The organism is Bradyrhizobium sp. USDA 4369, from assembly GCF_054056435.1.
The window spans coordinates 2,854,767-2,866,240 of sequence record NZ_JBSRYH010000001.1 but is presented as its reverse complement, the minus strand read 5'-3'; the positions used below and the strand labels follow the sequence as shown (position 1 = coordinate 2,866,240).

Here is an 11,474-nt window from a genome sequence, read left to right as displayed (position 1 = left end):
CCCTTCCGTCATCCGGAGCCGCGCCCGCAAGGACGCGGCTCTTTTTTCATCTGCCTCAGACTGCACGTGTCGTCAGCTCGCCACCGCCTGATCCGCCGTCGGCACCTTGCGCGCGCGGTCGATATCGGGCGTGCGGTAGGCCGCTTCCGGAATGGTTCCCAGCCGCGAATCGTGAAGACGCGGGCCGAGGCCATAGAACTGCTGGAAGCTCATGATCAGCGGCCGCCATTTGTCGGGATCGATGCGGTCGCCCGCGCCGTCCATCAGGAGGGCCCCGTCGACATGAACGCGCTGGACGCGGACCTCGAAACACTGGATGTGCCCCTTCAGCAGCGCGTCGTCATCGGCGATGCCGTGCACCGCTTCGACACGCGCTTCGAGCTGCACCGGACATTCGGCGACGCGCGGCGCGGCGACGGTTTCGGACCTGACCGCAGAGAGACCAGCCGCAGCGAATTTGTCCGGCTCATGGCGGTAGCCCTTGCGCTGCTTCATCGCCGGCACCGGGTTCGAGCCCGTGGTCAGCGCGAGGCGATCGACCGCGGCGACGAGATCGACGGACGGCAGATTCAAGACACATTCGCCCGTGCGCCGCATGTTCTGCGGCGTCTTCGATCCCGCCGCGAGGCCGAGCATGCAGCGCCAGCCGAGCCAGAACGCCGACGACATCGGCGCAAGATTGAAACTGCCGTCCGCATTGACGGTACTGACGAGGACCACAGGCGTCCCGAAATAGAGGATGCCGGGCTCGATGGTCGCGTGCATGGGAAGATTCTCCAGGTGATGCATGTCGGCGGCGCCGTCGCGCACCGCGCGGACGGGGCCCGAGCCGCCGTCTCACCCTGGAAGGTTCATCGATCGGGACGCCATGCTCCACCCGATTCCCGAGCGCGGGCATGAGCAGAAGACGCTTCGATCTGGACGAGGTCTGCGCGCGCGTGACGCTGCGGCAGATGGCGATCCCGGCATGACTCGAACATGCGACCTACGGTTTAGGAAACCGCCGCTCTATCCAGCTGAGCTACGGGACCGGAGCCTGCACCGACGTGCACCTGCTTCGGCAGCCTGCATAGCAGACCCGGAAACCGACCGGAAGCCTTTAAGTCCAACCGGGATTGCTCCACTCGGCACAGCCCTGCCAAAGGGCGGCTGGATCATTGGCTCTCCGCACAGCCCGGCAGGTCGAACAGCGCCTGCAATCCGCAGGCCGACGTGAACATCCTGTCGCCGCTGTGGCCGACGCCGCTGACCTCCCACAGCCGATGATGCGGGGTCCCGCCGGGTCGCGCGGCCATCGTCGCGGCATAGGCATGGCCGCGCGCGTAGCGGGTCGGCCCCTGCGCCTCGGCCATGCAGCTCTTGTCGAGGGCGGGATGGTGCGGATCGATGTCGCGGGTCCCGAGCAGATAGATCAAGTTGCGGGCGACATAGGCCTGCTCAAGCTCGGCGGGGGTGGCGCCTGCCAGATAGGACGGACGGTCGACCATGCCAAACTTCCAGCTGTCATAGCCGGGGCAGGCCGCGGCGATCGCCGGCTCCGGCCGCTCCGCCGAGAAATAGGCGTAAGATGAGGGGTTGGCGACCACATAGCGCACCGCGATGTGCTGCTGCGCCAGCGCCGCCCCGCCGCGGGCGCCAATGGCGTAGCGCTGCACCACCTGCGCGCCGCCGGAATGGCCCGCGATCACGACATCGGTCAAGGCCGGGAACTGCGCGCGATTCGCCAGCTGCGCAAGGATCGCATCCAGCGCCTCGAACGAGCTCACCGGCTGCGGCCCGAGCGCGGCGTCGCCGCCCTGCCAGCCGGTCAGGGTCCAGCGCAGGGTGTCGGCGGGCAAATGATGAAACTCGACATCGGCCTCGGCCAGAAATTGCGGCACGATCAACAGCGTCGTCGCGCCCGCGGCGCCAGCCGCGGCCTGCGCCTTCTTGGCCGTTTCGAAATACACGTCGGCGTTGCGCAGCCGGCCATGCAGCACCACGACGGCGCGCGTGATGTCGGGCAGCTTCTCGGTCCATGGCCTGGACACATAGAGTGGCAGAACGCCGCGGTCGCCCACAGCGAAGCGCTGATCGGCGACGATCGCGACCGGCCGGCGGTTCGGTGCCGTCTCATCCTGCGCGACGGCCAGGCGGCCGAGCGCCACGGCGGCGAACAGCAGGACCCCCAAGAAGCCCATCAGCGCCCATTTCGACGACGTCATACGGCCTCCTTCGACCTGACGAGGGGGCAGAACGGTCTCCCCCGAGCGACCATACGCTCCCGACTGGAACCTGACATCAGTTGCGACCGGTCTTGGGCTGCGACCGTCTTGCGGATCGATCACAGCCCCGTTGGCAAGGGCGGTTTGACTATCCGGGAGACAGCCAATGGTCTAAGAGAGCGGCGCCAGCATGGAACCGGCCTCGGGATCGCCGTATTGGTCGTGCCTGAGCGCAGCCATGGCCTCAAGGGACGGCTGTCTCGCGACGCCATGTTGGCAGTCGTTATGTTGGCAGCCGTTCGTGCCCGTTCCATTGATGCCGTTCCATTCAGCTGAGGGAAACAGTCAAGTCGATGCTCATCCGGTCGGTCATCTCAGGCGCACTCGCAGGTCTCGTCTCCATCGCCGCCGCAAGCGCGCAGGACACCCGTAATCTCCTGGAGTCCAAGGAGTCGCTCTACAACAACATCTATGTCTACGAGCAGGCGCCTTACCGCAGCATGACCTTCGGTCACAACCGGCGCATCTATACCGAGAGCGTCTACAATACCCGCGACGAGCTCGATCTGCCGGTCGACTATACCCGCTTCATGACCGCGAGCGCGATGTACGCCAAGGACGTCCGCTCGATCCTGGAAATCGGCTTCGGCGGCGGCCGCACCGCCTGGTATCTCCACCGCTTCCTGCCCAAGGTGCAGGTGACGTCGGTGGAGCTCGACCCGACCGTGCTGGAGCTGGCCAAGAAATATTTCGGCATCAAGGAAGAGCCGAACTTCCATGTCGTCAACCGCGACGGCCGGCTCTACGTGCAGGAGTCCAAGGAGCGCTACGACATCATCCTGATCGACGCCTATCGCGGGCCGTTCGTGCCGTTCCACCTGCTGACCAAGGAATTCTATCAGCTGGTCAAGGACCATCTCGCCGAGGGCGGCGTGGTGGCGCAGAACGTCGAACCCTCGACCATGCTGTTCGACGCCGCGGTCAAGACCATTCACAGCGTGTTCCCGCAGGTCGACTTCTACGAAGCCGGCGGCAACATCGTCATGGTCGCCTATCCGGGTGACGAGCGGAAGCCCGAGGATCTGGCGGCCATCGCCCAGGAGCGCGACAAGGAGTTCGGCTTCCGCTACAAGCTCGCCGACATGCTGGCACAGCGCAAGCGCGTCGACATCGACAGCGGCCAGGTGATCGACGCCAAGGCCAAGGTGCTGACCGACGACTTCGCGCCCGTCGAAGCCCTCAAGAGCATCGAGCGCCACAACAGGAAGCTGCCGTGAGCGAACCGGTCTCCCGCGCGGGCGTGCTGGCGATCTATATCTGCTCGTTCCTGGTCGGCTGCGTGCTGATGGGCTTCGAGATGCTCGGCAGCCGCTATCTCAATCCCTATTTCGGCAGCGGCATCGGCGCCTGGGCCAGCCTGATCTCGACCGTGCTGTGCGCGCTGGCGATCGGCTATTTCGCCGGCAGCGCCATCGTCGACCGCCAGCCCACGACGCGCACCATCGGCACCATGATCCTGATCGCCGCGGCCTATATGGCACTGGTGCCGGCGACCGCCGACACCGTCATGGCCGACATTCTCGACACGATCGGCGATGGCCCTTCCGCGACCTTGATGGCCGCGACAGCGCTGCTGCTGGTGCCGCTGACGCTGCTCGGCACGTTTTCGCCGATCGCGGTCAGTCTGCTGACCCGCTCGGCCGGCGAAGCCGGCCGCGTCGCCGGCCTCGTCTACGGCGTCTCCACCATCGGCAATGTCGTCGGCACGCTGGTCACCACCTTCGCGCTGATCCCCACCATCGGCTCGCGCGCGATCACCTATTATTTCGCTGTCATGCTGGCAGGCTGCGCCGCCATCCTGTTCATTCCGTTCGGCAGAAAGTCGTCCTGACATACATCCTGAGAGCTTTGCGATGACTGAGTCGATGACTGAGTCCTGGCCTCGCCTCGCCGCCCTGGCGACCGCGGCGGTGGTGCTGCTGACCCCGCTTGCCGCGCGCGCGGCCGAGCCGCAGATCGAGCTGTGGGACGGCCAGCGTGCGATGGCGCATATTGCCGATCTGCTGCAATTCACGCCGCGTTCGATGGGCGAGCCGGGCCACCAGAAGACGATCGACTACATCAAGGCGGCGATGGCCAAGAGCGCGGCCGATGCAGTGCTGACGCAAAGCTTCACCGCCAAGGGCGATGACGGCAAGGCGATCCCGCTCACCAACATCATCGCCCGCTTCCAGATCCAGAATCCGCGCCGCGTGATCGTCGCGACCCATTACGACAGCATCATCAAGGCCTATCGCGATCCGAAATCGCCGGACGCGCCGATGCCCGGCGCCAACAACTCCGCTTCGGCGGTGGCGCTCCTTCTGGAGACGGCGCGCGTGCTGTCGCTGTCGCCCAAGCTGGATATCGGCGTCGACATGATCTTCTTCGACGGCGAGGAAGGTCCGAAATCGCTGGGTGCCGGCGATCCGGCCTGGCGTGCTTTGGGGTCGCCACATTTCGCCGCGCACCTGAAGGACTATTATCCGTTGCGCAAGCCGGAGAAGGCGGTCGATTTCGATATGGTCTGCGACAGGGACCTCAAGCTGCAGCCCGAGCCGTCCTCACTGGCCTCGGCCCTGCCCGAGGTCAAGAAGTTCTGGAGCATCGGCAGCCGCATCGCGCCATCGGCCTTCTCGCCCGAGCCGACGACCTTCCCGATCAGCGACGACCACACCGCCCTGCAGGCGGCCGGCATTCCGAGCTTCCTGGTCATCGACTTCGACTACGAGCCCTATTTCAACACCACGCAGGACACAATCGAGCAATGCTCGGCTCAGAGCCTGGAGAGTGTCGGCCGCACCTTGCTGCGCTATCTCTACGCCCCCTGAGCGGCGCGCCGCTGCGTCGACCGCGCGCCACGAATCGCCGCGGCGAGACCGTGCGGATCATCGGTGCCGATGCGACGCACATGGCCGTGCGCGAGACGTAGCTCGACCGCGTCGAGTCCGGACACGGTGTAGAAGCGGACTCCTGAGACGATGCCGACCCCGAGCCCATGCCACCATTTGTTGCGCACGACCGCGATCTCGGTGATGGCATCGAGCGGCACACGGTAGCGCCACAGCCCGGGGCCGAAGAACCAGCACAGCTCGCCGTCGCCGATCTCCACCGTCAGCGACGAGAACAACAGCGCGATCACCAGCTCGGTCGCGAGCAACCCGACGGCGACGATGCCATGGCCCGCATTCCACAGCAGCACCGCGCCAAGCGCGCCCGATCCGAGACATGTCGCGATGGCGACCAGGCCCCATTGTCTATGACGGTATCGCACGGCCATCCCCCCGCAAGCTGGCCGAGCTTAGTATAGCGTGCGATCGACGACAGTCTCGCTCATGGCGCGAGACAGCGGCGGAGATCTGTGCTCCACAGCCATCCCAAATACGTTCAGGCGATCGCCAGCACGGGCGTTGGCCTTTGAGCCGGCATGGCCTGCTTGCGCGCCAACAGGCCGGGCACGAGTGCCTCGGCCGCCTCGGCGCCGGAAATCGCCACCGCCTCGACACCCGCCCCCGCATTGCCGCCTCCGGCAATGACGAGATTGTGCACCGGCGCCTTGGCGCCCTTGAGCCTGCCCGCACGGGCCACACCGTAGATCGAGCCGGTTTTGGCGAGATCGTAGCGCGCATAGGTCACCGGACTGGCGTCCGTCCGGTAGACGATATGTTGCGAGAGGCCGGGAATGATGGTCTCGGCGGCCGCGACCATGGCATCACCGAGCTTCTGCTTGCGCGAATCATAGGACTGCGAGCGCCGCCAGTCCTTCCACTCGTCGCCGCCCTCGTCCGGAAACCACGTCTTGGCTTCCTCATGCGTCAGCAGGCTGATGATCGTCATCGTCGCATGCCCCTCCGGCGCCGCGGAGGGATCGAGCTTGGACATCACCGCCAGGCCCACGCCCAACGGCGCATCGAGATGCGTGGCTGGCGCGATATTCGGCACGACATCCAGGCCGAGATGCACCGAGAAGCACGAGTTCGCCGGCAGGATCGCGGCGGCCCGCTCGCGGAAGGCGGCCGGCAGATCATCCGGCTTCAGGAGCTCCGTGAAGGTGCACCCGAGATCGGCATTCGAGACCACGGCCTGCGCACGGATGGTGCGGCCATCACCGAGCGCCACGCCGACGGCACGGCCCTGTTCGATCAGGATGCGTGTCACCTTGGACTTCAGCAGCACCTCGCCGCCGCGCGCGGTGATCGCTTCAGTCAGCACGTCGGCCAACTGACCGGAGCCGCCGACCGGGTAGAAGCCGCCCTTGAAATAATAGCCGAAGATCGGGACCATCTGCGCGCAGCTCAGTCGCTCGCTGCCGTCGCCGAGATAGCCCGACAACGCGTTGAGATAGGCAATCAGCTCCGGATCGGAGACATGCGCGGCGACCAGGTCGTCGAACGGCCGGCTCATCCAGCGAAAGGCCTGCGGATGCTTGCGCGGAAAGGCCAGCAGCTCCTCCAGCGTTTCCGGCATTCCGGGAATGCCGCTGCGGCCGCGCCCGGTCGCGTACATGCTCTCGAAGATCGCATGGATCGTATCGAAGAGTTTGACGAGCCCGTCTGCGCTGGCCGGAAACATCTCGCACAGCAACCGGACATAAGCGCGCCAATCCGCGGGGACGTCGATGCGGCGACCGCGCAGGCGGTAGGAATGGGTGACGCGCTTCCATTGGATCCGGTCGGCAACACCAAGCCGGCGCAACACGCTGTCGACCGGCCCGCCGGGCCAGACCCCGGAGAAGTCATGCGGCCCGGCATCGAAGCGGTAGAGCACCGGCTTGTTGTCGTGATGAGCCTTGCGCAGATAGGTATGGCAGAAGCCGCCGGGCACGACGTGATGATCGAACACCTTCACCTTCAGCCCGGCATCGGCGAGCAGCGCTGCCGCGGTGAGCCCGCCGATGCCGGCCCCGATCACCGCGACATCGCAATCGATCGTCGAGGATGCGGAGAAGCTCGGAGCCGGCCAATGGCACTCCTCACGTGAGGCCCGCATCCGCATCAAGGCTTGGCGGATCGCAAAGTGCGGACCGAAAATCGAGATCAGCGCACCGACGACCACGATCGCGGTCGTGATCCAAGACGACACGCCGGCCCACCGGCACAGGCCGAGCACGAGGAACAGCATGCCCCAGAGTCCCGTCATCAGCATGTTGATGAGCTGGAACTGCGGCGTCGACGCGCTGTCCGCGTAGCTCGCCCGCGCGTAATCCGCGGTCCAGGGACGGCCAACCGTGAGCGAAGCGAAGCTGATCCCACCGAGACCCGCGAAGGACAGCCATAATGCATTGGCCGCCGTCCAGCTCGGCGCCACGTCGTTGGCGATTCCCAGCAGCACGAACAGCGCAAGGCCGCCGAGTTCCAGCAGGGCAAGCTCGGCGCGAGAGGCGCGCCAGAGATTGCCGGCCAGGGACAGGCCCAGGCCCGACCAGACCGCCCAGGCGGGCTGTTGCCAGGCGAGCACAGCCCAGAACACGACGAATGGCAGCAGCGCGAGCTTGATGGTGAGGAATACCTTCATACCAGCCTCTCCTCGGCGCGACGGCGCGACACATCTTTCCATCGTCAAGATAACCTAGAACGAGTTCCAGCTGCGGGTCAATGCAAATCTTTCCACCGTCAAGATTCGTCCATCAACCGAGACGTGATAAAAATGGTAGAAGGGTGCTCCCTATCGTACCGGCGCCACAGCAAGGAACGATTCAGGCGCTTCGTGCCGCTCCGCCGCCGCTCAACTGTGGCAACAAGATCACGGGAATCGAGTCCGCCACGAAGAAAGCCGGAAATTGCGCAACATCAGAGAGACACCCCGCCGCAAATTGGCGACAATCTCCCGTCATCTGAGGCGGGACACGCTGAGGAAGCCGTTCGTGTATCCACCCCGCCTGCCAGTTCTGGTCTTTGCTGCATTGAGTTGCCTGTCCGCGATTCAACCGGAACGCGCGCATGCGCAATGGTGGAGCCATGCTCCGTCGGACTTCGAGGAATGCGCCGACGCGGCCGAGAAGTCCGCGACCAAAGAAGAGAAGACGGCTGCGCTCGCACAATGCAACGCGAAATTTGCCGGGAGGCGGAAGCCCGGCGGCGGCTATGCGTATTATGATTTCATGCAGGACCGCAGCTTCGATATCGCCGGTCCCAATCCGACTCCTGAAGAGCAGAAATTCATCGATCAGCAGTACACGCAATATCTCGAGCGGCAGCGCCATGCCAATATGAGCTCGGCGATGATGACGCGACCGCAGCCGCAGGACCTGCAGGCGACATCCCTCAAGGACATGACGCCGCGCGCCGCCATCGAGCCGCCGAAGCCAGCGATGCCTGCAACGCCCGCACCGCGCCCGACCCGGCCGCCACAGGCCGGGACGGTTGAGGCACGAGCGCGCGTCAAAGCGGCGCAATGCGCCAAGGGCGTCATCAGGGATTCCTTCTCCTGCAACTTCCCGGTCCTGTCGGAGAAGCTCGGCGAGTTGAAGAAGATTTTCAGCGGGCCCGGCCAGGGACAAGTCGCGGCCGGTAAGGCCCCCAAGCGCGCCGACGCCAAGTACTGAAACCAAGTACTAAAGCTACCAAGTACTAGCCACCCGCCTCCGTCCGGAACAACTGCGGTGGCCCCGCGTCGAAGCCGCAGCGACGTGACGCGAGCGCCGCGCTGACCGCTCCCTTCACTCAATTGGTGATGTGAGCCGTCACCAGCGCGTGGTCGAACATCGCGTTCAGCGCCGCCGTGATATCCGCCGGCGAATTCGCGGTATGGAAATAGCCGGGCGACGCACAGGCCTGCAGGCTCGGCGGTATCTTGGGAATGTTGGCGTTGGCGTCAAAGTCCGCGGAATTGGCGCAACTCGTCGGATTCCGGATCGGCTGATACGGAATGGAGAGCACGGCAACGATGATGCCACGGCTCCTCAGCCGTGGTGCATTCCGACGTACCCATGGTCGTCGCTGAATGGCTAGCTGACTTGCGAGATTGGCGGCGGCGTCATTGATCGTATCCGACTGATCGTCCTCGGCGCCGCTGGCAAGCCGTTGATGTTCGCGGTCAGCGGCGTAGGCAAGGAGATCGCGAACGAACGGATAGAGGCCGATGCGGAACTGATCGGGCGTCTTCTGCGTCGCGTTCGCCATCATCTGGAGCTGCTGCAGATGACGGATGTTCGGCACGCCCGTCATCACCAAGGCGCGGGCGCCTGTCGTAAGCGACCGCCGAAGCTTTGCTGACATCGTTGGGTCGTCGAGGGCTGTTCGCGGGCACAGATGGCGCGGCATCTGCTCAGGACGTGAAGCTGATCACCAACATGGCGGGCCTTGCGCGGCCTTCCGGTATAATCGCGCCCATGCAATCGAGTTGCCGTAAGCGCCTTGTAACCGTCATCTCCAATCAGTATTTTTACGTGCGGGGCGCAGGAGGCGGATCATGGGTCTACTCGATATCCTGAACGGCATGCAGAACGGCCCGCATGGGCCGAGTCACCCCACCACGCAGCAGAACGGCGGCATGTCGCCGATGACGATGGCCATCCTCGCGCTGCTGGCGTGGAAGGCGGTGAAGCACTTCTCGCAGGGCAATCAGCAGCCGAATGCGGCGCCTGCGCCGGTTCCGCCGCCGCAGCCGACCGGCCATCAGGGCGGGCCGCTGGGTGGCGGGCTCAGCGGGGGACTTGGCGGCGGACTTGGCAACATTCTCGCCGGAGGACTTGGCGGCCTGCTGGCCGGTGGCGCAGCGGGCAGCGTGCTGTCCGGCGGCCTCGGCGATCTGCTGCGGCAATTCCAGGAGAACGGCCACGGCGACACCGCCAAGTCCTGGGTTTCGCCTGGTCAGAACAAGCCGATCTCGCCTGGCGACCTCGCCAACGCACTCGGCGCCGACCAGCTCGATCAGCTCACCGCACAGAGTGGTCTGTCGCGGGACGAATTGCTGAACGGGCTGAGCCAGTATCTGCCGAAGGTGATCGATCAGCTGACGCCGGACGGACGGCTGCCGACCGAGCATGAGCTGGCGGGCCGGATCTGACGATCCTGGATGACGTGACGGGAAGGACAGGACTCGTGTTGCACATTCTCATCGTCGGGCTGGTTGCAGGCTTCCTCGCGCGGCTTCTCTCGCCAGGGCCGAACAATCCCTCCGGCTTCATTCTGACCGTTGTGCTCGGCATCGTCGGCGCGTTCGTCGCCACCGCCATCGGGCAGACGATCGGCCATTACGGCCCAGACCAGGGCGCCGGCTACGTCACGGCGACCATCGGCGCCATCGTCGTCCTGTTCGTGTGGAACCGGCTGGTCGCCAGCGGCAAGATCCGCGATTTCAACCGGTAGCGCCGACGTCGCCCGTCATTGCGGACGAAAGCGACGTTTGCGCTGGCGCGCGAACGGCATCGGCCGAAGCAATCCAGCATCGAAAAGCCGGACCGCCTCGGCTGCTCGCAACGACTACCCGACCAGATGCATCCCGGCATCCATGCGCACGACCTCGCCGGTCATGTGCCCCGATGCCGGGGTGGCCAGGAACGCGACCAGCTGCGCGATGTCCTCTGCCGTCGACGCGACGCGCAGCGGCACGCGCGCGACCACGGCATCGCGCACCTGCTTGGCGCCGGCCTCGCCACGGCCCTTGGTGAACCAGGGCGTGTCGATATAGCCAGGACAGACGGTGTTGACGCGGATCGACGGCGCCAGCGCGCGCGCCAGCGACAAGGTCATGGTGTTGAGCGCACCCTTGCTGGCAGCATAGGCCACCGAGGAGCCGATGCCGCTGATGCCGGCGACCGAGGAGACGTTGACGACGGCGGAGGCGCGGACGGTCGCCTTGGCAGCGGCTTCGAGCAGCGGACGCGCCGCGCGGATCATCTGGAACGGACCGATCGTGTTCACCGCGTAGATGCGCTGAAAATCCTCGGCCGACAGGCCGTCCAGCTGATCGTGCGGGACATGCTTGGTGGTGCCGGCATTGTTGACGAGCGCATCGAGCCGTCCCCAGGGCGCGGCCGCCGCAACGATGGTCTTGCAGTCCTCGTCGCGCGACACGTCGCCCTGCACCACGATGACGTCGGCGCCCGCCGTGCGGCAGAGATCCGCCGTCTGCTCGGCTTCGGTCTTGCTGTTCGAATAATTGACGACGATGCGCATGCCGGCCTTCGCCAGCAAGAGCGCGGTCGCGGCTCCGAGACCCGATGCCGAACCCGTCACGATCGCGCAAAGACCCTTGGTCGGCATGCCGGCCTCTCCCTCTCATCTAACC

12 protein-coding genes and 1 tRNA gene are annotated in these 11,474 nt (G+C 65.5%); 6 read left to right on the top strand and 7 right to left on the bottom strand.

Going from position 1 to position 11,474, the window contains the following annotated elements:
- Window positions 1–72 precede the first annotated feature (72 nt).
- The 3 genes from ACVIJ6_RS12995 to ACVIJ6_RS12985 form a co-directional block, all read right to left on the bottom strand.
- The gene (locus ACVIJ6_RS12995) at window positions 73–765 is read right to left on the bottom strand and encodes a flavin reductase family protein (protein WP_456773044.1); all 693 of its coding nucleotides are present in this window, start codon (window positions 763–765) and stop codon (window positions 73–75) included.
- 189 nt (window positions 766–954) lie between these two features.
- Window positions 955–1,031: transfer RNA gene (locus ACVIJ6_RS12990), tRNA-Arg, on the bottom strand.
- 123 nt (window positions 1,032–1,154) lie between these two features.
- Complete coding sequence (locus tag ACVIJ6_RS12985) at window positions 1,155–2,180, bottom strand: alpha/beta hydrolase (protein ID WP_456776972.1); 1,026 nt, start codon at window positions 2,178–2,180, stop codon at window positions 1,155–1,157.
- 377 nt (window positions 2,181–2,557) lie between these two features.
- Between ACVIJ6_RS12985 and ACVIJ6_RS12980 the strand changes: the two genes are divergently transcribed.
- The 3 genes from ACVIJ6_RS12980 to ACVIJ6_RS12970 are packed head-to-tail and all read left to right on the top strand — an operon-like array spanning window position 2,558 to window position 5,074.
- On the top strand, window positions 2,558–3,481 hold the full coding sequence (locus tag ACVIJ6_RS12980; RefSeq protein WP_456773043.1) for a spermidine synthase: 924 nt from the start codon (window positions 2,558–2,560) through the stop codon (window positions 3,479–3,481).
- On the top strand, window positions 3,478–4,095 hold the full coding sequence (locus ACVIJ6_RS12975) for a fused MFS/spermidine synthase (RefSeq protein WP_456773042.1): 618 nt from the start codon (window positions 3,478–3,480) through the stop codon (window positions 4,093–4,095). Before ACVIJ6_RS12980 ends, ACVIJ6_RS12975 begins: the two co-directional genes overlap by 4 nt.
- A gap of 34 nt (window positions 4,096–4,129) precedes the next feature.
- Window positions 4,130–5,074, top strand: a complete 945-nt coding sequence (locus ACVIJ6_RS12970) for a M28 family peptidase (RefSeq protein WP_456773041.1) — start codon at window positions 4,130–4,132, stop codon at window positions 5,072–5,074.
- Here the strand turns inward: ACVIJ6_RS12970 and ACVIJ6_RS12965 are convergent.
- Both ACVIJ6_RS12965 and ACVIJ6_RS12960 read right to left on the bottom strand, forming a co-directional pair.
- Complete coding sequence (locus ACVIJ6_RS12965) at window positions 5,062–5,523, bottom strand: hypothetical protein (protein WP_456773040.1); 462 nt, start codon at window positions 5,521–5,523, stop codon at window positions 5,062–5,064. The two genes, ACVIJ6_RS12970 and ACVIJ6_RS12965, sit on opposite strands and share 13 nt — an antisense overlap.
- A gap of 107 nt (window positions 5,524–5,630) precedes the next feature.
- Window positions 5,631–7,757 carry a phytoene desaturase family protein gene (locus ACVIJ6_RS12960; protein WP_456773039.1) on the bottom strand — a complete coding sequence of 709 codons (2,127 nt, stop codon included), beginning with the start codon at window positions 7,755–7,757 and terminating at the stop codon, window positions 5,631–5,633.
- Between the two features lie 349 nt (window positions 7,758–8,106).
- On the opposite strand from ACVIJ6_RS12960, the gene ACVIJ6_RS12955 reads away from it, so the two are divergent.
- Window positions 8,107–8,787, top strand: a complete 681-nt coding sequence (locus ACVIJ6_RS12955) for a hypothetical protein (RefSeq protein WP_456773038.1) — start codon at window positions 8,107–8,109, stop codon at window positions 8,785–8,787.
- A 118-nt stretch (window positions 8,788–8,905) separates the two neighbouring features.
- Here ACVIJ6_RS12955 and ACVIJ6_RS12950 read toward each other — a convergent pair whose 3' ends face one another.
- Window positions 8,906–9,460 (bottom strand): hypothetical protein, encoded by a 555-nt coding sequence (locus ACVIJ6_RS12950; RefSeq protein WP_456773037.1) that lies wholly within the window; start codon window positions 9,458–9,460, stop codon window positions 8,906–8,908.
- Window positions 9,461–9,653: 193 nt separating this feature from the next.
- Here ACVIJ6_RS12950 and ACVIJ6_RS12945 point away from each other — a divergent pair, with 193 nt between their 5' ends.
- Both ACVIJ6_RS12945 and ACVIJ6_RS12940 read left to right on the top strand, forming a co-directional pair.
- On the top strand, window positions 9,654–10,250 hold the full coding sequence (locus ACVIJ6_RS12945; RefSeq protein ID WP_456773036.1) for a YidB family protein: 597 nt from the start codon (window positions 9,654–9,656) through the stop codon (window positions 10,248–10,250).
- A gap of 35 nt (window positions 10,251–10,285) precedes the next feature.
- Window positions 10,286–10,552 carry a GlsB/YeaQ/YmgE family stress response membrane protein gene (locus ACVIJ6_RS12940; RefSeq protein WP_456773035.1) on the top strand — a complete coding sequence of 89 codons (267 nt, stop codon included), beginning with the start codon at window positions 10,286–10,288 and terminating at the stop codon, window positions 10,550–10,552.
- A 114-nt stretch (window positions 10,553–10,666) separates the two neighbouring features.
- On the opposite strand, the gene ACVIJ6_RS12935 is transcribed toward ACVIJ6_RS12940, so the two are convergent.
- The gene (locus tag ACVIJ6_RS12935) at window positions 10,667–11,449 is read right to left on the bottom strand and encodes an SDR family NAD(P)-dependent oxidoreductase (protein ID WP_456773034.1); all 783 of its coding nucleotides are present in this window, start codon (window positions 11,447–11,449) and stop codon (window positions 10,667–10,669) included.
- Window positions 11,450–11,474 lie beyond the last annotated feature (25 nt).